Origin of the sequence: Azospirillum griseum, assembly GCF_003966125.1 — a bacterium.
Taxonomy (GTDB): Bacteria; Pseudomonadota; Alphaproteobacteria; order Azospirillales; family Azospirillaceae; genus Azospirillum; species Azospirillum griseum.
Window position 1 is genome coordinate 120,499 of record NZ_RXMA01000005.1, and the last position, 20,999, is coordinate 141,497.

Genomic DNA, 20,999 nt, shown 5'->3' on the forward strand with positions numbered 1-20,999 from the left:
GAGCTGTGTTTCACGGTTGGGGAGTCACGCGCGCGAATTTATCCGACGAATCCTGTTCGGATTCCTATTGAACGGTTGGGGGGACACGCCAATATGGGAATGCAACGGGACCACCCATTTTGACCGAGGATTGAACCATGGCTGACCCGACCTTTAACCGCTTCGCGACCATGGGCCGCGCGACAGATCGGGGCTATTTCGACGAAGGCCTGCGCCAGCACATGCTGCGCGTCTACAACTACATGGGTGCCGGTCTGGTGCTGACCGGCCTCATCGCGGCGCTGGTGTCCACCAACGCCACCCTGATGGCGGCCATTTTCGGCACCCCGCTGAAGTGGGTTGTGATGCTGGCCCCGCTGGCCTTCGTCATGGTCTTGTCGTTCGGCATCAACCGGCTGTCCTTCGCGTCCGCCCAGCTCGTGTTCTGGGCCTATTGCGGCGCGATGGGCCTGTCGATGGCGTCGATCTTCCTGGTCTTCACCGGGGCGTCGATCGCCTTGACCTTCTTCGTCACCGCCGCGACCTTCCTGGCGATGAGCCTGTACGGCTACACCACCAAGGCCGACCTGACGAAGATGGGGTCGTTCCTGATGATGGGCGTGCTGGGCATCGTGATCGCCGGTCTGGCGAACATCTTCTTCCAGTCGCCGGCCCTGCATTTCGCGATCTCGGCCATTGGTGTTCTGGTCTTCACCGGCCTGACCGCCTATGACACCCAGTCGATCAAGGAAAGCTACGCCGAAGCTTATGACCGCGAGAGCAGCGGCAAGCTGGCCCTGATGGGCGCGCTGACCCTGTATCTCGACTTCGTGAACCTGTTCCAGTTCCTGTTGCACTTCCTGGGGCAGCGCGACGAGTAACACCGTCTGAAGACCCGTTACGGTGATATGAAACCGCCCGGAAGCCACCGCTTCCGGGCGGTCTTCGTTTGGGGCGGCTCTTGATCGGCAACCGGGGCAAGGCGTCCGGGGGGATCAGGCCGACGCGTCCGCCGATGCGGCGCTGACCACGCGGTTCTTGCCGCTCTGCTTGGCCTGATACATGCGCTGGTCGGCCAGATCGACCAGGGCTTCCCAATCGAACAGGCGGTCGGTGTTCTGTTCGGCCACGCCGACGCTGGCGGTTTGCAGGCTGCCGTCGGGGCGCTTGCCAAAGCCCGCCGTCCGCATCCGCTCCACCGCGATCATCGCGCCGCTGACCGGGGTGTCGGGCATGATCAGCAAAAACTCCTCCCCGCCCCAGCGCACCAGCGCGTCGGATTCGCGCAGCATGCTGCGGATGGTGGTGGCGGCGTGGCGCAACACACGGTCGCCCTCATCGTGGCCATAGCGGTCGTTCACCGCCTTGAAGTCATCCAGATCGACAAAGACGGTGGACAGGGGTTGCCGGGACCGTTGGGCGTTGGCGACCTGAAGCTTCAACAGCTCCTCGCCGATGCGGCGGGAAAAGGCCCCGGTCAGCACGTCGTGCGCGGCCTGTTCCAGCAGGGCGATCATGAAATGGAGCTGGCTCATCGCCGCCAGCGTCGCCACCACCGCGATCAGCAGCAAAAGCCACAGCGCGCTGAGGTAGGACGGGAAGGGCAGGACGAGCGAGCCGTAGAACCCCGCCCCCAGATGGGCGGCCAGCATCGGGGTGGCGAACAGCGCGCCTTCCAGGGCCGTCAGCGGAAAGACGCTGAGGCCCGCGACCATGACGAAGGGCAGATAGCCATAGCCCGCCGTCACCGCCACCCGCAGATCGTCGGTTCCCTCGGCGTAGAGCAGGGGGTGGGAGATGGTGAAAAACAGGGTGGGAATCGCCAGCAAGGCCCCCAACCGGATCCAGGCGCTGCGGATGTCCTCGCACGGGTGGGACTCCCAGGCCAGGGTCAGGAACGCCGCGCTGGCGGCCAGCCGCAAGCCCATCAGCTGCCCCGACAGCGGCCAGGAAAACACCATCATGTCGATGGCGATCCACAAGGGGGTCAGCAGGCCGAAGACCAGGGCCACCATGCGCACGCGCGATTGGATCATCGCGGCGCGCCGCCGCCCCAGGATCGGGGTGTGTTTGGTGGGATGGATCAGGTGGCGGAGTTGGTGGCCGCGCAGCAGGTCCGCAAGTGGCAAGTCACCGAGCATGTGGCGGCGTTTCCCCAACAACAGCCGATGGATCCATGGTCTTGGGTGATTACACGCGCATTCACAGCCCGGCAACGGCCTTTTGCGGCAGTCGGGGTCAAGTCAGGGCTGTCCCCCTGCGACAAAGCGCGCCCAAACGAAAAGAAGCGGCTTGCGCCGCTTCTTTTGTCTCATCCCGGTTGATCGAAAGGATCAGTCTTTCAAGTCGGACCAGAGTTCTTTGACTTTTGCAAAAAATCCTTCCGATTGCGGATTCGATCCTTCCTTCCCGCCACTCTCGAACTCGCGCAGCAATTCCTGCTGGCGCTTGGTCAGGTTGACCGGGGTTTCGACCACCGCCTGGATGTACATGTCGCCGCGCTGCGGGCTGCGCAGCACCGACATGCCCTTGCCCTTGATGCGGAACTGGTGGCCGGATTGGGTGCCGGGCGGGACCGTCACCTTGGTGCGGGTTCCGTCGATGGTCGGCACCTCCACCGCGCCGCCCAGTGCTGCCGTGGTCATCGGGATCGGCACCCGGCAATGGATGTTCGCCCCGTCGCGCTGGAAAATCGGGTGCGGCTGGATGGCGAGGAAGATGTAGAGATCCCCCGCCGGTGCCCCGCGCAGGCCCGCTTCGCCCTCCCCGGCCAGGCGGATGCGCGTGCCGTCCTCCACACCCGCCGGGATGTTGACCTGAAGGGTCTTTTCCTTGCGCAGCCGTCCGGCCCCGCCGCAGCTCTTGCAGGGGTCCTTGATGACCTTGCCGGCACCGTGGCAGCCGGGGCAGGTCCGTTCGATGGTGAAGAAGCCCTGCTGGGCGCGCACCTTGCCGTGGCCCTGGCAGGTCGGGCAGGTGATCGGTTGCGTGCCCGACGCGGCACCGCTGCCGTTGCAGCTGTCGCACTGGACGGAGGTGGGAACGCGCACGGTGGTTTGCGTGCCCTTGAACGCCTCCTCCAACCCGATTTCCAGGTTGTAGCGCAGATCCTGGCCGCGCCCGGCCGATCCGCCGCCACCCCGGCGTCCGCCCATGAACTCGCCGAACATCTCGTCGAAGATGTCGGCAAAGCCGCCCGAGCCACCGAAATCGAAGTTGAAGCCGCCGCCTCCGGCCCCCGGTCCGCCGCGCCCGCCGCCATTTTCAAAGGCGGCGTGGCCGAAACGGTCGTAGGCCGCGCGCTTCTGGTCGTCCTTCAGAACGTCATAGGCTTCGCTGACTTCCTTGAACTTGTGCTCGGCGTCCTTGTCACCCTGGTTGCGGTCCGGGTGGTACTGCATCGCCTTCTTGCGGTAAGCCTTTTTCAGCTCGTCCGCGCTGGCGCCCTTTTCCACCCCGAGCAGCTCGTAATAATCCTGTTTCGCCATGGGATCCGACCGCCTTCACATCGTTCCGGGTCCGGCGTTCCGGGTCCGGGGTGCGCCGCCGCCTGGCCGCCGTTCACCCGTTCCGCCCACCGTCCCATCATACCGAAGGCCCGCCGCCGGTCACAGGCGGCGGGCCATCGATGCTCGCATCACATACGGATCAAAAAGAAACGGCTGGCTTAGGCCGACTTCTTCTTGTCGTCGTGCACTTCCTCGAAATCGGCGTCAACCACACCGGATTCGTTGGGCTGTTGCGGCTGCGCGTCGCCGGTGGCGGCACCATCGGCCTGACCGGCCTTGTAGATGGCCTCGCCGAGCTTCATCGAGACCTGGGCCAGAGCCTCGGTCTTCGCCTTCAGCTTCTCCAGATCGTCGCTGTCCATCACGCCCTTCAACTCGGTGACGGCGGCCTCGGCGGCGGTCTTGTCGGACGCCGGGATCTTGTCGGCGTTCTCCTTGATCGTCCGCTCCGTCGTGTGGATCAGGGCGTCGGCGTGGTTGCGGGCGTCGACCAGCTCACGGCGCTTCTTGTCCTCGGCGGAGTGGGCCTCGGCGTCCTTGACCATCTTCTGGATGTCGGCGTCCGACAGGCCGCCCGAGGCCTGGATGCGGATCTGCTGCTCCTTGCCGGTCGCCTTGTCCTTGGCGGTGACGCTGACGATGCCGTTGGCGTCGATGTCAAAGATGACCTCGATCTGCGGCACGCCGCGCGGGGCGGGCGGGATGCCGACCAGATCGAACTGACCCAACGGCTTGTTGTCCTGCGCCATCTCGCGCTCGCCCTGGAACACGCGGATCGTCACCGCGTTCTGATTGTCCTCGGCGGTCGAGAAGACCTGGCTCTTCTTGGTCGGAACGGTGGTGTTGCGGTCGATCAGGCGGGTGAAGACACCGCCCAGCGTCTCGATGCCCAGCGACAGCGGGGTGACGTCGAGCAGCAGGACGTCCTTGACCTCGCCCTTCAGCACGCCGCCCTGAATGGCGGCGCCGATGGCCACGACCTCGTCCGGGTTCACGCCACGGTGCGGCTCGCGCCCGAAGAACTGCTTCACCGCGTCGATGACCTTGGGCATGCGGGTCATGCCGCCGACCAGGATCACTTCGTCGATTTCGGCGGCCTTCAGACCGGCGTCCTTCAGCGCGGCCTTGCACGGCTCGATCGTGCGCTGCACCAGATCATCGACCAGGGCTTCCAGCTTGGCGCGGGTCAGCTTGATGTTGAGGTGCTTCGGTCCGGTCTGGTCGGCGGTGATGAAGGGCAGGTTGACTTCGGTCTGCGTGGTCGAGGACAGCTCGATCTTCGCCTTTTCGGCGGCTTCCTTCAGACGTTGCAGGGCCAGCTTGTCCTTGCGCAGGTCGATGCCCTGCTCCTTGTGGAACTCGTCGGCCAGGAACTCGATGACGCGGCTGTCGAAATCCTCACCGCCCAGGAAGGTGTCGCCGTTGGTGGACTTCACCTCGAACACGCCGTCGCCGATCTCCAGGACGGAGATGTCGAAGGTGCCGCCGCCCAGATCATACACGGCGACGATGCCGCTGCCCTTCTTTTCCATGCCATAGGCAAGGGCGGCCGCCGTCGGCTCGTTGATGATGCGCAGAACCTCAAGCCCGGCGATCTTGCCCGCGTCCTTGGTGGCCTGGCGCTGGCTGTCGTTGAAATAGGCGGGGACGGTGATGACGGCCTGCGTGACCTTCTCACCCAGATAGTTTTCCGCCGTCTCCTTCATCTTGCCCAGGATGAAGGCGCTGATCTGGCTGGGGCTGTACTTCTTGCCGTGGGCTTCGGTCCAGGCGTCGCCGTTGTCACCGGCAATGATCTTGTAGGGAACCAGACCCTGGTCCTTCTTCGTCAGCGGATCGTCGTAACGACGACCGATCAGACGCTTGATGGCGAAGAGGGTGTTTTCCGGGTTGGTCACGGCCTGGCGCTTGGCGGGCTGGCCGACCAGACGCTCACCACCCTGGGTGAAGGCGACCATCGACGGCGTCGTGCGCGCGCCTTCGGCGTTTTCGATGACCTTGGCGGACCCGCCTTCCATCACGGCAACGCAGGAGTTGGTGGTGCCGAGATCGATACCGATGACTTTGCTCATGTTCAGCCTCTTGTGTTCGGCAGATGCGTAGCGGCCCGTCGCGTCCGGCACCGCTGCGATCCCCTCCGGGTCGGTGGAACGGTTTCGAATGGATCACTGCTGGCCGAGATATAGGCGGGTGCGTTTCGGCCTGCAACGGTGTGGTGAACAGATCCCGACGCAAAATCAGGGAAATCCTGTGTGGGCGTGGCGGCGGGGGTTCGATCCCGAAGCCGATGGTCGCGAATAGAATACCATGGTATTCAAGCAGCATCGGCTATATACCCGGGTATTCACCCAACATGAGACAAATTGTAGCGCATGTTACAAGTCTTTCATCAAGTCAATGGAGAGAGAAGACGATGCTTAACTGTTTATTAACAAGCATACGCGTGAAATTTAGCCGCCAATCAATTCGCAGTTGCTGTGTTTATTAAAGATTTTTTGAATCCATGGGTGAAACAGACAAAAGACTGTGTTATCTCCTTTGACATGCACGACGGTGTTGCTGCGCGTCGGCTTGTGAACAGCGTTGGGAAAGCCTGCCGTGTGGCTGGGATGCGCGGTGGTGCGCGTCAGCGACGCGGCGCGGTCAAGGACGGTTTTGCAGGGAGGGGAAGTGCAATGATGGATGAACGACGCGATGTGGCTCTGGCGATCAAGTCCTGCCTGGACAGCCTGATGTCCGACGCGGCCCGCTGCGATTTGGGGGACCTCGCGCATTTCATCAGCCTTGCCGCCTTGGCAGCGGAAGACGCGGCGGCGGCCTCCGATCCCCAAACGGCGCGCCTGAAGGCCATGATGGCCAACGACGTCGGCCATTGCTGACTCTCAACCCGTTCGCGTGACGGCTTGCGGAGTCAGGATGAGGCGCTGCCGGTGAGGTGGAGCGTGGCCGCAAGACCAGGACATGGCTGGCCACAGCAACCAGGATCTGGGCAGCGCCCGCAAGGGTGGGCCAGCAGCGCGGGTGGACTGGTTCGGTTGAGCTGGTTACAGAATCTCCGCCGTGCGGATCGCCTCGTCGACCTGGCCCAGCATGGCGGCACAGGATTCATCGCCGTCCAGAATGGCGGGCAGGGCGACGCTGAACATGGCGACGGCGGCCACGCCCGCGCGGTTGGCCCCGATCATCCACAGATAATGCGTTTCGGCCCGGCCATCCTCCTCGGTGCGCATCATCGCTTGCGCCAGCAGGCCATCGTCGCCGCGCGCTTCGACCGTGCGGTCGCCCGCGCGCTGGTCCTGCGGCCGGACGAAGCGCAACGCCATTTCCTGCAAGGTGGCGTCCACCCCGCCGGACTCCGGCTTGGGAACCACCCGGTCCGTGACCAGCCGCAGGGTGCCGCCAGCGGGCGGCGGTGGGCGGAAGGTGGCAACCGGCTGGCCTTCGACCTCCTCCACCTCGGCGGCCCAGCCGGGGGGCAGACGGAACCGCACCGTGTCGTTCCAACCGATCATCCGGCCTTCCGGCGCGTCGGCGTTCAGCGGGGAAAAGGGATCGGTCATGCGGGGCGGTCCTGATCGGGGGTGGTCGGTGCGGCGGCACTGTAAGCGGTGTGGTGGTGCGCTCCAACCCCTCAGGCCATGGGGCTTTCGTGGGGCTTTCGTGGGGCCTTCAGAGGGCTTGCCGGTATCGGGGGCGGCGGGTCATGGTGGGGGATGATCGTCTCCGCCAGCTACAAGACCGACATTCCCGCCTTTTACGGGCGCTGGTTCCTCAACCGGCTCGACGCCGGGTTCTGCACCATGGTCAATCCCTACAACGGCAAAGGCCTGCGGGTGGAGTTGACCCGTCCGGCGGTGGACGGGTTCGTGTTCTGGACCAAGAACATTGGCCCGTTTCTCGACGGGCTGACCCAGGTGGCGGCGCGCGGCTTTCCCTTTGTCGTCCAGCACAGCGTCACCGGCTTGCCGGGATCGCTGGAACGCTCCGTGCCGGATTGGCGGCTGACGGCGGAGCGGCTGGCGGGGGTGCGCGACCGTTGGGGGCCGCGCGCGGTGGTCTGGCGGTACGATCCCATCGCCCTCACCGCCGACACGCCGCCGGCCTGGCACCGGCAGACCTTCGCGGCGCTGGCGCGGGCCATGCGCGGCACGACGGACGAGGTGGTGGTGTCCTTCCTGGAACCCTACCGCAAGACGGCGCGCAATCTGGCGGCGGCGGGGGTGGCGTGGCGCGATCCCGATCTGGCGGACAAGCGCGCCCTGTTGGGCGATCTGGCGGCTGTCGCGGCGGGGGAGGGGATGCGGCTGACCCTGTGCACCCAACCGGATCTGATCGATCCGGCGGACGCGTCGTCAGGCCTGGGGGCGGGCATGGGTGTGGGCTGGGGGCCTGCGCGCTGCGTGGACGCCGCCCGCCTGTCGGACGTCGCCGGGCGGGCGCTGGCGGCGCGGGAGAAGGGCAACCGCCCCGGCTGCCTGTGCGCCGAAAGCCGGGACATCGGCGATTACGACAGTTGCCCGCACGGCTGCGTCTATTGCTACGCCGTGGCGGGCCGGGCGGCGGCGCAGCGGCGCTTTGCCCGGCACGACCCGGCGGGGGAGACGCTGGTCCCGCGCCCGCTTACGGGCACACCTTCTTGACGGTCTCGACCAGCTTTTCCGGGTTGAAGGGCTTGACCAGCCAGCCGGTGGCCCCGGCCTCGCGCCCGGCGGTCTTCTTGGCCGGGTCGGCCTCGGTGGTCAGCAGCAGGATCGGGGTGGCGCGGTTGGTGGCGGTCCCACGGATCGCCTTGGTCAACGCCAGACCGTCCATGCCCGGCATGTTCAGATCGGTGATGATGCAGTCGAATTTCCGCTGATTGACCAGCTGCAACGCCGCCGTGCCGTCCGCCGCCTCGGCGACAGTGTAACCGGCCTTTTGCAGGGTGAAGCCGACCATGTCGCGGATGGTCTTGGAGTCATCAACGGTCAGAACGCTTTTGGCCATCAGGCTTCTCCAGGCGGTTCCCATGGGGTTCCCGTGGGCGGGATCGCGTCCCTTGGGGGGGCGGCACACGGCCAAGCCCTAGGCAATTTTGCGAGCGCGGTCAACAGGACGGCGAACCGGACCAGGGCATTCGCTTGAACGAGCGAGTGTCGTCACGCAAGCAAGACTGGACACGGATTTCACGGATAAAAGGATAGATTGCACGGATTTTTCCCCAACAGCTTCACCCGTCCGGTCACGAGGTTGGTCGCAAGCTCGCAAACAGGATGGCTCAGAAACACGCTCCGCGAAATCCGTGAGAAAAATCCGTGAAATCCGTGTCTATTCTTGTTCCGGTCGGGTGCACGATGCTTCAAACGATTGCTCTGGCAAACCGGACGGGGGCGGCTGTGGGGCCGTCCGCCGTCCGGTTGCGTCTCGGTCAGGCGGTGGTGTTGATGTGCTGGCCACCGGCGTCGGTCGGGCTGGCCTTGGCCACGCCGACCATGGCTTCGCGCAGCAGGCGGCCATGGATGGTGTAGCCGGGTTGGAGCACCTGGACGACGGTCCCCGCCGGTTTGCCGGTGTTTTCGATCTCGAACATCACCTGATGGAAATTCGGGTCGAACATCTCGCCGGTCGGGTCGATGCGCTTGATCCCGGCGCGGTCGAAGGCGGCGAAGAGCTGGCGCTCGGTCGCCTCGACGCCCACGGCCAGCCCCTTGACCATCTCGTCCTGCTCGCGGCCTTCGGCCGGAACGGCGTCCAGCGCGCGGCGCAGGTTGTCGGCCACCGATACCAGCTCCTTGGCGAAGCTGGAGACGGCGAATTTGCTGGCGTCCTCGCGATCGCGCTGGGCGCGGCGGCGGGTGTTTTCGGCTTCCGCCATGGCGCGCAGAACCTGATCCTTCAGGTTGGCGACCTCGGCCTCCAGCGCGGCGACGCGGTCGGCGGGGGCGTCGGTGGCGGTCTCGGCGGCGGGGGTGTCCACCTCGGTCTCGGCGGGCTTGGTCTGCTCTTCGCTCATGGAATTCTCGGCTTCTTGGTTCGGTCGATTGAGGCGGGTTGCGGGTGAAAACCGGTCAGCCGACCAGACGGCTGACCACCTTGGCGGTGTAATCCACCAGCGGGATGATGCGGGCGTAGTTGATGCGGGTCGGGCCGATGACGCCGATGGCCCCGATCACCTGTTCCCGGCTGTTCTGAAAGGGCGAGATGATCATGGTGCAACCGCTGTGGTTGAACAGCACATTCTCCGCCCCGATGAAAATCTGCACGCCGTCGCCCCGTCCGGTGGCGTCGAGCAGGCGCAGCATGGCTTCCTTGGTCTCCAGCGCTTCGAACAGCGACCGCACCCGCTCCAGGTCGGAGATGGCGGTCACGTCCTCCAGCAGCTTGGATTGGCCGCGCACGATGAGTTGCCCGGAATCCATCCCGGCGCTGCCCGACCAGGTGGCCAGACCGGCGGCGACGACGCGGCGCGACAGCTCGTCCAACTCGGTCTGCTGCTCCTGGATTTCGGTCAGTACGTCCTGGCGGGCCTCGTCCAGCGTGCGGCCGACCAGCCGGGCGCTGAGGTAGTTCGACACCACTTGCAGGGTGGAGGCGGGCAGGCCGACCGGCACCTCGATCACGCGGTTTTCCACCAGCCCGTTTTCGTTGACCAGCACGACCAGCGCCCGGCCCGGCCCCAGGGCGACGAATTCGATGTGCTTCAGCGGCCGGTCGGTCTTGGGGGCCAGCACCAGCCCGGCGCAGCGCGACAGACCGGACAGCATGCCGGTGGCTTCCGACAGCACATCGGCCAGGGCGCGCCCGGATCCGGCGCATTGCGCCTCGATCGTCACCCGCTCCTCGTCGGTCAGGGCACCGACCTCCAGCAGGCCGTTCACGAACATGCGCAGCCCGGCGTCGGTGGGGATGCGACCGGCCGACGCGTGCGGGGCGTAGAGCAGCCCCTGCTCCTCCAGATCCGCCATGACGTTGCGGATGGTGGCGGGCGACAGGGTCATGCCCAGCCGCCGCGAAATCGTGCGCGACCCCACCGGTTCGCCCGACGCCACATAGGCATCGACGATCAACCGGAAAATGTCGCGCGACCGCTGGTTCAGCTCGGAGATCATGGCCTGGAACATTGGAACGGGGTTGAGGCGAAGCGCCTCAACGCCGTCCGAATTTAGGGAGATCAGACCGCCGAATCAACGTGTCGGGCGCGCTTGTCCTCACGCCTCGGCAACAAAGGCGCGGTATTGGGTGGCGATGGCGCTGACGGCGGCGTCAAACAGGCGCTGGCCGTGCTCCGGGCTGGCCAGACCGGGGGCCGATCCGATGCGCCCGTCGGGGTAGCGGCGGCGGAAATCGCGGGCGTCGTGGAAGCCGCCCGCCGGGGCCTGTTCCGGCTCCATCGCCACGCGCTTGATCGCCTCGGGGTGCGCGAACTGGGTCAGCGACACCTCGCTGGGGGTGGCGTGCGAGCCTTCCTTGCCCTGGTAGAACTCGCGCGACAGGCGGCCGATCTCCGGGTTTTCCCACCAATTGACCAGGGTGCAGCGCAGATCCGGGGCGTCGCGGCCGCGCAAGGCCCGCTGTTCGGCGTACACTTCGTAAAAGGCGGCGCGGATCGACGGGATGTTGCCGCCATGGCCGTTGATGAAGAAGAAGCGCTCGAACCCGTGTTCGGCCAGCGAGCCGACGTAATCGCGGATCACCGCGATCAGGGTGGACGGCTTCAGGGTCATCGAGCCGGGGAACTCCATGTGGTGCACGGCCATGCCCACCGGGATGTTGGGGCCGACCAGCGCGCCGGTGGCCTCGCCCACGCCGCGCGCGATCACCTCGGCGCAAATGGCGTCGGTGCCGACCAGCCCGTTCGGCCCGTGCTGTTCGGTGGAGCCGATGGGCATGACGATGCCCTTCGACGTCTTCAGATAGGCTTCGACCTCGATCCAGGTGCTGAGATGCAGTTGCACGATGGTCCCGTCCCGCTGGGGTGATGGAGAACCCCAACCATACGGTGACGGACCGATCCCACCAACCCCGCCCGCTGCGGCGGGTGCCATGCGGGGAACGCGGGCGGGGCGGGGAACGCGTGTGAGGGGAACGGGTCAGCGGTTGGTGGTGCCCTGCCGCGCCCGGTCGGCGATCCAGCCCCCGGCCAGCAGGGCGACGATGAACAGCGCGATGGCGGGCGCGTCGGCCCCCAGCAGAACCAGCGCCGGGCCGGGGCAAATCCCGGCCAGCCCCCAGCCCACCCCGAACAGGGCCGATCCGCCGATCAACGGCGCGTCGATCCGCTGGCGGTCGGGAAGGGCGATGGGGTCGCCCAGCCACGCGGTGGGGCGGCGGCGGACGATGGCGAAGGCCGGTGCGGCCACGGCGATGGCCCCGATCATCACCAGGGCCAACGTCGGATCCCAGGCCCCTGCCAGATCGAGGAAGGCCAGCACGCGGGCCGGGTCGGTCATCCCCGACAGGATCAGGCCAAGGCCGAAGAGCAGGCCGAACAGACCGGCGGACAGGCTGCGCATGGCGTTTTCCCTTTCACAGCAGATGACGGGTGACGAAGACCGTGGCGGCGGCCACGGCTATGAAGGTCAGGGTTGCCGCCAACGAGCGGGGCGAGAGGTTGGCCAACCCGCACACGCCGTGGCCGCTGGTGCAGCCCGACCCGATCCGCGTGCCCGCCCCGACCAGCAGCCCGGCGGCGAGCAACCACAGCGGTGACAGGCCACTGAGCGCCTCCGGCGTCGGCACGCCCGACCAGCGGGCGACCAGACCGGCCAGCAGCAATCCGGCGATGAAGGCCACGCGCCAGCCCATGCCCCCGGGTTGCAGCGCTCCTCTCAGGATGCCGCTGATTCCGGTGATGCGGCCGTTGATCAAGATCATCCCCGCCGCCGCCGCGCCGATCAGCGCCCCACCGGCCAATGCCGTCACAGGTCCCGTCACGCTCCCGCCCTCCCTTTTGCGTCCGCGCTGCCGCGCCACGGACTTCACTTATACATTAGAAAACACTTATTCAATAGGGTTCCGGCGGAATCCGAACCGGCTCCCCATCCTGCACGCGCATCCGCGTCGTGATGATCGCGGAACAGGATTGACCGGCGATGCGACCACCCGCCATACACAGGTGTTCATCGGCACTCTGCAACGAGGCTCGCGCGTGGTCGCTCGCATCAACACCGTGGCGTTTCAGGGCATCGAGGTGCTGGGCATCGACGTGCAGGTGCAGATGTCCGGCGGCATCGTCGCCTTCACCATCGTCGGGTTGCCGGACAAGGCGGTGGCCGAAAGCCGGGAGCGGGTGCGCGCCGCGCTGCACGCGCTGGGGCTGGCGCTGCCCGCCAAGCGCATCACCGTCAATCTGGCCCCGGCGGACGTGCTGAAGGAGGGCAGCCATTTCGATCTGCCCATCGCGCTGGCGCTGTTGACCGTCATGGGGGTGCTGCCGGACGCGGAGATGGCCCGCTACGTCGCCCTGGGCGAACTGGCGCTGGATGGGGCCTTGACCCCGGTGGCCGGGGTGCTGCCCGCCGCCATCGACGCGCTGGCCCACGACCGGGGCCTGATCTGCCCGGCGGCCTGCGGGGGGGAAGCCGCCTGGGCCGGGCCGGATCTGGAGGTGCTGGCCCCCGCCACCCTGTTGGCGCTCATCAACCATTTCAAGGGCAGCCAGGTGCTGACCCCGCCCAAGCCGCGCCTTCAGGAATCCGGGCCGCCGCCGCTCGACCTGCGCGACGTCAAGGGCAACGAAACCGCCAAGCGGGCGTTGGAGGTGGCCGCCGCCGGATCCCACAATCTGCTGATGATCGGCCCGCCCGGATCGGGCAAATCCATGCTCGCCGCCCGGCTGCCCGGCCTGCTGCCGCCGCTCGACCCGGCGGAGGCGCTGGAGGTGTCGATGATCCACAGCGTCGGCGGGCTGTTGGAGGACGGCAAGCTGTTGCGTCAACGCCCCTACCGCGCGCCGCACCAATCGGCCAGCCTGCCCGCCCTGGTCGGCGGCGGCACGCGGGCCAAGCCCGGCGAAATCTCCCTGGCGCATCAAGGCGTTCTCTTCCTTGACGAACTGCCGGAATTTCCCCGCCCGCTGCTGGAGGCGCTGCGCCAGCCGTTGGAAACCGGCAGGGCGGTGGTCAGCCGGGCCAACCACCACGTCACCTACCCGGCGCGTGTCCAACTGATCGCGGCGATGAACCCGTGCCGCTGCGGCCATCTGGACGACGCGTCGCTCGCCTGCGCCCGCGCGCCGAAATGCGCCCTGGACTATCAGTCGAAAATCAGCGGTCCCTTGTTTGATCGCATCGATCTGCACATCGACGTGCCCGCCGTCAGCCCCGCCGATCTCAGCCTGCCGCCACCCGCCGAGGGCAGCGCGGAGGTGGCGGCGCGGGTGGCGGTGGCCCGCGCCATCCAGGCGGAACGCTACGCCGGTCACGCGGGCGGCGCTGGCCCGGCGGTGCGCACCAACGCCGAAGCCGATGGCGAGCTGCTGGAACGCGTCGCCGCCCCCGACGCCGACGGGCGCGCCCTGCTGACCGACGCGGCGGAGCGGATGAAGCTGTCGGCGCGCGGCTATCACCGGGTGATGCGGGTGGCCCGCACCCTGGCCGATCTGGGCGGCGGCGGCGGGGTGCGGCGGCGGCACATCGCCGAAGCGCTCAGTTACCGCCGCATCGCGCCGGGGCGGTGAGGGTGGCTGACTCAGGGTGTGCTTTTGGCCAGGGCAATGGCGGCTTCGATCGCCTTGCGGGCTTGTGGGCTGTTTTTCCAACAACTGCTGCCAACCGCGACCGCCGCCGCCGCGCACAGGGTGGCGGCATCCTGTTGGGCGAGCGTGGACAGGCTGTGGATGCCAAGCTGCTCCAACCGCGCGATCACCGTCGGACCAACCCCTTTGACGGCCAACAGGCGATTTTGTTCGTCCGCTGTGAAGGGCATGGGTCTGCGTCCTATGGCCGGTCGAAGCTGGGCGGTTTGCCCGCAGCGGGGCAGGCGTTGGCGGGCAGGGTTTCGCTGTCGATGAAGGTGACGGCGGCGGTGATCGCGCATTCTTCGGTCGCGGTCACGAGATGCCCGGCGCTGCGGAAGACCAGATGGCGGCTTTTCGGCAGGGTGGCGGCGGCGCGGTCGCCCCAATCCGGCGGCGTCACCGGGTCATAGGCCCCCGACAGCAGCAGCACCGGCACCGGGCTGGCCACCGGCAGGCGTTCGGACGGTTCCTGTTGCCCGGCGGGCCACAGGCGGCACACCCGTTGCCCCGGATCGTCGGCCAGGATGGAGCCGTAGGGGGAGTAGCGCCGCGCGCTTTCCGCCTGCTTGACCGGGTCGGTGGGATTGACCGTTTCGCGGCATTCGGTGGAAAAGGCCAGACCGTCGGCGGTGTCGGGATCGCCCAACCAACTGGTCGGTGCCCATTCGGCCACCGCGTCGTAGCGGCCACGGATGGCGCGGTCGAGCATCGCCGGAACGCTGGGAACCGCCTCGCCGGTGGCCATGGCCTCCAGCCCGGCGGCGATCAGCGAGGCCCCGCTCAGGCGCAGGGCGCGGCGGGATTCGAACTCCCCCACCACCAGATCGACCGGGGTGGCGTTCAGCCGCTCCACCAGCGCCAGAAAGCGCTTTTCCAGATCGGGGTAGGCCGCCCGACAAGCGCGGTTGGTGGCGCAATCGTCGAACAGCCGCCGGAAGGCGCGGTGGGCCAGCCAGGGCGCGTCCTCCTGCGCGTTCACATCGGGCGGGTAGACCGAATCCAGAACGGCGCTGCGCACCCGCCCGCCGGGGCGGCGCAAAATCTCCAGCGCGACGCGGGTCCCATAGGACACGGCGAACAGGTTGACCCGCTGCGCGCCCAGCGCGCTGGCGATGTCCAGCGCGTCGTCGGCGGCGATGGGGGTGGAGAACAGGCCGCCGTCCAGCCCCATGGCCTTGAAGCGGTTGACGCAGGTGGTGACGGCGGCGCGTTCGGCCTGCGCCCGCTGTTCCCGCGTCACCGGGCGGGCGCGGGGGGAGGCCCCGACGCTGTCCAGCTCCGGGCAATCGGTGTCGGGTTCGGCCCGGCCAACACCGCGCGGGTCGAACAGGATGACGTTGCGGGTCCGGCGGAAGGGAGCGGACAGCTCCCACCACACCTCCATCTTTTCCTCGGTCGCCTCGCCGCCGCCAAAGGGGGAGGCCCCCGGCCCGCCTTCCAGAAACAGCACCGGATCGGCGGCGGGCTGGCGCGCGCTGCTCAACAGCACGGCGACGGGCAGGCGGAAATGGCCCGACCCGGCGCGGTCGCGCCGTTCCGGCACGGCGACGGTGCCGCACAAAGCGGCCTCGCCATCCGGCACGGTGAACCAGCAGGGTCCGGGGGTGAAGCGCGCCTCGGCCCGCAGCGGTGACGCGCCCGGCAGCGCGGCGGCGGCCACCGCCACCACGGCGAAAGCGGTCGCGCGCGCCGCTGGAACCAATTTGGGAACCAAATTTGGAACCAAGCGGGCAATCGACGGCCACCGGGGCCGCGCGGAGGGGGCGCAGACAGGCACGGCTACAGGCTCCCGGACGAAAGGGAGGGAGGACGACAAGGGGCGGGACGCATCCCGCAACACGGGTGCGGATTGTTTGACCGCCCGCCCGCCGCTTGTCCAGCCAAGCCGCTGCGCGCGCCGGGCCACCGGAAAACGCCGTCGCTGCGGTGCAGAAATGCCACAGACGGCGGGCGCGGCAACGTTCAATCCGGTCTCAATCCGGTGTTGAACCACGCAGCACGCGCAAGGATCCGCTGGGGCTGTCGCCCAGGGCGCGCGACAGGGCGGCGGGGCTGGCGTAGCCGACCTCCGCCGCGACGCGCTTCAGCGGTTGACCGGCGGCGATCCCGGTGCGGGCCAACTGCAACCGCCATTCGCGCAGGTAATCGCCCGGCGTCACCCCGACCACGCTGCGGAAGCACTCGGCGAAGGCGCTGCGCGACATCCCGGCCTCGTCCGCCATCCGCTCCAGCGTCCAGGATCCGGCGGGGTTGGCGTGCAGGGCGGTCAGCACGCGCGACAGCGCCGGGTGCGCCATCCCGGCCAACAGACCGGCGTCGCTTTGCCCGCTGTCGATCAGGCGGCGCAGCAGGTGGATCAGCACAACCTCGGCCAACCGGTCCAACACCACCTGCCGCCCGCTGCCCTGGCCCATCGCCTCCCCGAACAGCAGGGCGAGCGAGCCGGTCAGCGTGTCCGCCGGGTCCAGCGGCAGGGCGATCAAGGCGGGCAGGGCGCTTTCCAACGGGTTGCCCGCCCCGCCCAGGTCGATTTCGGCGCAGACCAGATCGGCCCCCTCCGGCCCGACGACGAAGCGGTGATCCTCCGCCCGGGGCAGAAACAGCGCGGTCGGCTGGTCGAGCCTGCGGTGGGTCGGGCCGGGGCCATGCACCTCCAAATGGCCGGAGCGGAAAAGATGCAGATGGCCGGTTCCCCCCGCCGGGAAATCAACCTGTTGGCACAGCAGCCCGGTGTGGAACACCCGCGCGGTCAGGCGGACCCGGCTGAACATGACGGCGAGCTGGTCGGTGGCGAGCTGGTCGGTGGCGGTGGGAGAGGGCGGCGTCATTTGGACGATCTGCAATCTCTTCGGGACGATGTGTAGCGCAGGGTACGGCATTCTCCATCCTGTGTCGAGCGGATGGCCGCTCCGCCCTCTTCCTCTCCAAACGCTAAGGAACCTGTCCGATGCCGCGCATTCTCCCGCTGGACCGCAACGCCCCGCCCGCCTCGGTCGCCCCGCAATTCGCCGCCGTCAAGGGCAAGCTCGGCATGGTCCCGAATCTGGTGGCGACGCTGGGTCAGTCGCCGGTGGCGCTGAACGCCTATCTGGGTCTGGCCGAAACGGTCGGTGCGGGTCTGCTGTCCGCCCCCGATCGTGAGCGCATCGCGCTGGCCGTGGCGGAGGCCAACGCCTGCGACTATTGCCTGGCCGCCCACAGCCTGATCGGCAAGGGCGCTGGCCTGACGGCGGACGAGATCGACGCCGCCCGCCGGGGTGAATCCGTCGATCCGCGCGGTCTGGCGGTGGTCCGGCTGTCCCGCGCCATCGTCGCCGATCACGGCAAGCTGTCCGATCACGACCTCACCGCCGCCCGCGCCGGTGGCCTGAACGACGGCGAAATCCTGGAGGTTCTGGCCAACGTCGTCCTGAACATCCTGACCAACTACGCCAACCACATCGCCGAAACGACCGTCGATTTCCCGGCGGTGCGCCCGCTGGCCGTCTGAACCGTTCCCACACCCCGACCCGTACCCTGACGCGAGAGAACCGACATGACCATGAGTGTTTCCGCACTGCTGCGCCGCGCCGCCTTGGTGGGCCTGACCCTGGCCGGTCTGGCGATTGTCGCCGCCCCGATGCCCAGCCACGCCTTTGATCCGGCCTCCACCGCCGCCATCAACCTCGACAAGGACGCGGTGATCCTGCACGGCTACGACGCCGTCGCCTATCAGACCCAGAACAAGGCGGTGAAGGGGATGGCCGATTACACCGCCACCCACAAGGGCGCGACCTACCGCTTCGTCTCGGCGGCCAACCGCGATCTGTTCAAGGCCAACCCGGCGAAATACGAGCCGGCCTATGGCGGCTTCTGCGCCATGGGCGTCGCCCTGGAAAAGAAGCTGGACGGCGATCCCGAGCTGTTCCGGCTGGTCGATGGCAAGCTGTACCTGAACGTCAACGCCGACGTTCAAAAGGTCTGGAGCGGTGACATCCCCGGCAACATCGCCAAGGCCGAAACCAATTGGCCGGAGATCAAGGCGAAGGCCCCCAAGGATTTGAACTGACCACTCGCCTGACCATCAGGCTGACCAACGGCGCGACCGGGGCGGTTCCCCTCCCCCCACACGTCCCGGTTGCTCCCACCCTTCCCCGTCTGTGTTTGGAGACCCCCATCATGAATCGTCGTGATTTCCAACTGGCGCTGGCGGTGTCGCTGGCCAGCACGCTCGCGCTCGCCACGCTGCCCGCCCAGGCGGGAACCACCAGCGGCAAGGAGAAATGCTACGGCGTGTCGCTGGCCGGTCAGAACGATTGCGCCACCCCCGGAACCAGCTGTGCTGGAACCTCGAAGGTCGATTACCAGGGCGACGCCTGGAAGCTGACGCCGAAGGGGACCTGCTCCAGCATCTCCACCCCCTTCGGGCCGGGATCGCTGGAACCGGTGAAGCGGCCCGCCTGATCGGCGCTGTGGCAAGGATGCAAGACGGAGTGCGGGCGATGACCATTCCTTTTTCCGGCGCGGGTGTGGCGCGCGTGGCCGACGCGCTGGTTCCGCTGGCCGCCCGGCTGTTCCCGGCGGCGCTGTTCTGGCAATCGGGCCGCACGAAGATGGACGGTTGGCGGCTGTCGGACAACGCGCTGTTCCTGTTCGAGGAGGAATACCGGTTGCCGCTGATCGACCCCGCCATCGCCGCCCATCTGGCGGCGTTGGCCGAGCATCTGTTCCCCCTGCTGCTGGTGCTGGGGCTGGCCACCCGCCTGTCGGCGCTGGCCCTGCTGGCGATGACCGCCGTGATCCAGATCTTTGTTTACCCGATGGCCTGGCCGACGCATGGAGTCTGGGCCGTCGCCTTTCTGGCGCTGATCGCGCGCGGGGCGGGGCCGTGGTCGCTGGACGCCCTGCTGGCCCGCCGATCCGGCCCAGCGTGACCAGCCCCGTTGCCGAAACCACACAGTTTGAAAAATCGCGCGCGGCGTGCAGCGTTGGACGGATGGCTTCTTGACGAAACACATCCGACTGCGGAACTATTTCAGACGCAGGAGGCGACCAGCCCGGTCGCCTCTTTTGCGTTTGGCGGTTTCGTCGGGTCGAAACCGTGTGGACAAGAAGGAGAAACACCATGCCGACCCTGTGGACGGCGTTGCGGAGTCGCTGGTTGGGATCCGGTGACAGCGGCGCATCCGATCGTTTGATGGGCCTGGACCATCTGTGCGAGCATCTGCGGCGCGACATCGGGCTGAACCGGAACGACAGCCTGTTCGTCGCCCCGGTCCCGCACCGGGACCGCAGCCCGGCCGACCTGTGCAGCGTTTTCACGTTGCAACCCTATCGCTGACCGGCGATACCCGATCCAGCCCGTGCACGCCCGTGCCGGGTGTCCCTTATCCCTCATGCTTTTGTTCAACCTCTGGAGAACCACGATGAAAACCGTCGTACCCGCCACTTGGACCCGCCGAACCGGCGGTCCGGCCAATCGCGCCGCAACCCCAGCCCATCAACGCACCCATCGCCTTGACCCCTTGCCCCTACCCGACCTTCGGACATCAAGAGGATCCCATGTCAGTGTTTCTGGGCTTTTGCGGCCATCGTCTCTTCGTTGAGCACGCCCACTGGGCATCGCCGGACGGGTTGTTCGACCTGCGGCGGGAAAACGGGGAATTCATCCTATGGCTTGGACGTTTGAACGTCATCTACACACCGGCCCGTTGGGGACCACCGTCGCGCTCCGCGTAGCGCTGGACGGCGCGGAGGCGATCTGATGCCGAACCGTGTTCGTTATGACGAGGTCGCCACCGTCGTCCAGGTGCTTGAGGCGTTCCGCAAGCTCGACCCCGACCTGCCGATTCAATACGCGTTGAGTTTCATGACCATCGCGCAGAGCGAAGGCATTTCGATTGGCGAGCTGGCGGAGCGTCTGGGCATCGCCCAATCCTCGGCCTCGCGCAACGTCGCCGCCCTCAGCCGTTGGCACAGCTTCGGCAAGGCCGGGCTGGATCTGGTCCAGGCGCAGGAAGACCCGCGCGAACGCCGCCGCAAGATCGTGACGCTGACCGACCATGGTCGCGCCTTTCTGGCCGAGCTGCGCGGCATTGTCACGCCGCCCGACAACCGTCGGCCCGCCGCCGTCAAGCTCGCCTGAGCGTTTTTGTTTGAGAGTTTCCCGCGCCGTTGCGCGGGCGGGAGACGTCAGGTCCGGGGGGCCAAGGCGTCGCGCAGCATCACCGCCAGCGTGCGCACCGCCAGTTCCTGCCGTTCCAGCCCCATGCCCAGCCGTCCCGGCACGCCGGTCGCCTGTTCGGGCAGCAAGGGCAGGTGAAAAAAGCCCATCGGCACGTCCAGATCGGCGGATTCGATGGCGTGGCGGGCGCGGTAAAACAGATGGTTGCCGAGAAATCCCCCGGCGAAGTCGCTGAAGGTCACAGGCACCCCGGCCATCGCCAACTCCCGCATCACGCGGGGCAAGGGCAGGGTGGAGCCGTAGGCCGTCGGTCCATCGTCGGCGATGGTCTGGTCGGTGCGGACGGTTCCCGCCGCGTCGGCCCGTTCGCTTTCGTCGCGGTTCCAGGCCAACCGCTCGATCTGCACGCTGTCGCTGTCGGCGGACACGGCAAAACACAGGGCGGCGGCCGGTTGGTGTTCGTCCAACAGCGCGGCGAAGGCGTCGCCGCAAGCGTCGTACAGCGGCGGCAGCAGCGCCGCGACCACCCCCGGCTCCCCGGCCAGCCGATCCATCAGCAGCGCGGATGAATCGACCGCATCCTCGCCGATGGGCAGGAAACCGGTGAGCAGGATGGGGGCGGTCATGGCGC

The 20,999-nt window shown here is 67.4% G+C and carries 24 protein-coding genes; 10 read left to right on the forward strand and 14 right to left on the reverse strand.

Translation table 11 applies throughout. From position 1 onward, the window contains the following. Positions 1-137: 137 nt before the first annotated feature. On the forward strand, positions 138-860 hold the full coding sequence (locus EJ903_RS07635; RefSeq protein WP_174237263.1) for a Bax inhibitor-1/YccA family protein: 723 nt from the start codon (positions 138-140) through the stop codon (positions 858-860). Between the two features lie 114 nt (positions 861-974). Here the strand turns inward: EJ903_RS07635 and EJ903_RS07640 are convergent, their stop codons facing one another. The 3 genes from EJ903_RS07640 to dnaK form a co-directional block, all read right to left on the reverse strand. After that, the gene (locus EJ903_RS07640; RefSeq protein WP_126613748.1) at positions 975-2,120 is read right to left on the reverse strand and encodes a GGDEF domain-containing protein; all 1,146 of its coding nucleotides are present in this window, start codon (positions 2,118-2,120) and stop codon (positions 975-977) included. A 192-nt stretch (positions 2,121-2,312) separates the two neighbouring features. After that, positions 2,313-3,467, reverse strand: coding sequence for a molecular chaperone DnaJ (dnaJ, locus tag EJ903_RS07645; RefSeq protein ID WP_126613750.1), 1,155 nt, complete (start codon positions 3,465-3,467; stop codon positions 2,313-2,315). Between the two features lie 179 nt (positions 3,468-3,646). Next, the gene (gene dnaK / locus EJ903_RS07650; protein WP_126613752.1) at positions 3,647-5,560 is read right to left on the reverse strand and encodes a molecular chaperone DnaK; all 1,914 of its coding nucleotides are present in this window, start codon (positions 5,558-5,560) and stop codon (positions 3,647-3,649) included. A gap of 603 nt (positions 5,561-6,163) precedes the next feature. Between dnaK and EJ903_RS07655 the strand changes: the two genes are divergently transcribed. Then, entirely contained in the window at positions 6,164-6,367 is a 204-nt protein-coding gene (locus EJ903_RS07655; RefSeq protein WP_126613754.1) for a hypothetical protein, read from the forward strand. Between the two features lie 165 nt (positions 6,368-6,532). Here the strand turns inward: EJ903_RS07655 and EJ903_RS07660 are convergent, their stop codons facing one another. Beyond that, a complete protein-coding gene (locus EJ903_RS07660) occupies positions 6,533-7,048 on the reverse strand; it encodes a hypothetical protein (RefSeq protein WP_126613756.1) in 516 nt (171 codons plus the stop codon). 153 nt (positions 7,049-7,201) lie between these two features. On the opposite strand from EJ903_RS07660, the gene EJ903_RS07665 reads away from it, so the two are divergent. Further along, positions 7,202-8,128 (forward strand): DUF1848 domain-containing protein, encoded by a 927-nt coding sequence (locus EJ903_RS07665; RefSeq protein ID WP_126613758.1) that lies wholly within the window; start codon positions 7,202-7,204, stop codon positions 8,126-8,128. Here EJ903_RS07665 and EJ903_RS07670 read toward each other — a convergent pair. The 6 genes from EJ903_RS07670 to EJ903_RS07695 all read right to left on the reverse strand — a co-directional run bounded on the left by EJ903_RS07670 (position 8,109) and on the right by EJ903_RS07695 (position 12,401). Then, the gene (locus tag EJ903_RS07670; protein ID WP_126613760.1) at positions 8,109-8,474 is read right to left on the reverse strand and encodes a response regulator; all 366 of its coding nucleotides are present in this window, start codon (positions 8,472-8,474) and stop codon (positions 8,109-8,111) included. The two genes, EJ903_RS07665 and EJ903_RS07670, sit on opposite strands and share 20 nt — an antisense overlap. Positions 8,475-8,895: 421 nt before the next feature. Further along, positions 8,896-9,573 (reverse strand): nucleotide exchange factor GrpE, encoded by a 678-nt coding sequence (grpE, locus tag EJ903_RS07675; RefSeq protein ID WP_281274754.1) that lies wholly within the window; start codon positions 9,571-9,573, stop codon positions 8,896-8,898. Beyond that, positions 9,536-10,576 carry a heat-inducible transcriptional repressor HrcA gene (hrcA, locus tag EJ903_RS07680; protein WP_126613764.1) on the reverse strand — a complete coding sequence of 347 codons (1,041 nt, stop codon included), beginning with the start codon at positions 10,574-10,576 and terminating at the stop codon, positions 9,536-9,538. Before hrcA ends, grpE begins: the two co-directional genes overlap by 38 nt. Positions 10,577-10,675: 99 nt before the next feature. Further along, on the reverse strand, positions 10,676-11,422 hold the full coding sequence (locus EJ903_RS07685; protein ID WP_126613766.1) for a creatininase family protein: 747 nt from the start codon (positions 11,420-11,422) through the stop codon (positions 10,676-10,678). A gap of 135 nt (positions 11,423-11,557) precedes the next feature. After that, entirely contained in the window at positions 11,558-11,980 is a 423-nt protein-coding gene (locus tag EJ903_RS07690) for a DUF6691 family protein (protein ID WP_126613768.1), read from the reverse strand. Positions 11,981-11,993: 13 nt separating this feature from the next. After that, positions 11,994-12,401, reverse strand: coding sequence for a YeeE/YedE family protein (locus EJ903_RS07695; RefSeq protein WP_126613770.1), 408 nt, complete (start codon positions 12,399-12,401; stop codon positions 11,994-11,996). A 214-nt stretch (positions 12,402-12,615) separates the two neighbouring features. Here EJ903_RS07695 and EJ903_RS07700 point away from each other — a divergent pair, with 214 nt between their 5' ends. Continuing rightward, positions 12,616-14,145 (forward strand): YifB family Mg chelatase-like AAA ATPase, encoded by a 1,530-nt coding sequence (locus tag EJ903_RS07700; protein ID WP_126613772.1) that lies wholly within the window; start codon positions 12,616-12,618, stop codon positions 14,143-14,145. Between the two features lie 11 nt (positions 14,146-14,156). Here the strand turns inward: EJ903_RS07700 and EJ903_RS07705 are convergent, their stop codons facing one another. The 3 genes from EJ903_RS07705 to EJ903_RS07715 all read right to left on the reverse strand — a co-directional run bounded on the left by EJ903_RS07705 (position 14,157) and on the right by EJ903_RS07715 (position 17,033). Then, positions 14,157-14,393 carry a helix-hairpin-helix domain-containing protein gene (locus EJ903_RS07705; protein ID WP_126613774.1) on the reverse strand — a complete coding sequence of 79 codons (237 nt, stop codon included), beginning with the start codon at positions 14,391-14,393 and terminating at the stop codon, positions 14,157-14,159. 11 nt (positions 14,394-14,404) lie between these two features. Continuing rightward, the gene (locus EJ903_RS07710; protein ID WP_246015327.1) at positions 14,405-15,919 is read right to left on the reverse strand and encodes an alpha/beta hydrolase; all 1,515 of its coding nucleotides are present in this window, start codon (positions 15,917-15,919) and stop codon (positions 14,405-14,407) included. Between the two features lie 259 nt (positions 15,920-16,178). Then, entirely contained in the window at positions 16,179-17,033 is an 855-nt protein-coding gene (locus EJ903_RS07715) for an AraC family transcriptional regulator (RefSeq protein ID WP_126613776.1), read from the reverse strand. 119 nt (positions 17,034-17,152) lie between these two features. On the opposite strand from EJ903_RS07715, the gene EJ903_RS07720 reads away from it, so the two are divergent. The 6 genes from EJ903_RS07720 (at position 17,153) to EJ903_RS07745 (ending at position 20,329) form a co-directional block, all read left to right on the forward strand. Then, the gene (locus EJ903_RS07720; protein ID WP_126613778.1) at positions 17,153-17,695 is read left to right on the forward strand and encodes a carboxymuconolactone decarboxylase family protein; all 543 of its coding nucleotides are present in this window, start codon (positions 17,153-17,155) and stop codon (positions 17,693-17,695) included. 45 nt (positions 17,696-17,740) lie between these two features. Continuing rightward, entirely contained in the window at positions 17,741-18,253 is a 513-nt protein-coding gene (locus EJ903_RS07725; protein ID WP_210211398.1) for a YHS domain-containing (seleno)protein, read from the forward strand. Between the two features lie 110 nt (positions 18,254-18,363). Further along, a complete protein-coding gene (locus EJ903_RS07730) occupies positions 18,364-18,648 on the forward strand; it encodes a BufA1 family periplasmic bufferin-type metallophore (RefSeq protein ID WP_126613780.1) in 285 nt (94 codons plus the stop codon). A 38-nt stretch (positions 18,649-18,686) separates the two neighbouring features. Then, positions 18,687-19,118, forward strand: a complete 432-nt coding sequence (locus EJ903_RS07735; protein WP_246015329.1) for a DoxX family protein — start codon at positions 18,687-18,689, stop codon at positions 19,116-19,118. A 191-nt stretch (positions 19,119-19,309) separates the two neighbouring features. Beyond that, a complete protein-coding gene (locus EJ903_RS07740; protein WP_126613784.1) occupies positions 19,310-19,525 on the forward strand; it encodes a hypothetical protein in 216 nt (71 codons plus the stop codon). A gap of 423 nt (positions 19,526-19,948) precedes the next feature. After that, the gene (locus EJ903_RS07745) at positions 19,949-20,329 is read left to right on the forward strand and encodes a MarR family winged helix-turn-helix transcriptional regulator (protein WP_126613786.1); all 381 of its coding nucleotides are present in this window, start codon (positions 19,949-19,951) and stop codon (positions 20,327-20,329) included. A 47-nt stretch (positions 20,330-20,376) separates the two neighbouring features. On the opposite strand, the gene EJ903_RS07750 is transcribed toward EJ903_RS07745, so the two are convergent. Then, positions 20,377-20,994, reverse strand: a complete 618-nt coding sequence (locus EJ903_RS07750) for a pyroglutamyl-peptidase I (protein WP_126613788.1) — start codon at positions 20,992-20,994, stop codon at positions 20,377-20,379. Positions 20,995-20,999 lie beyond the last annotated feature (5 nt).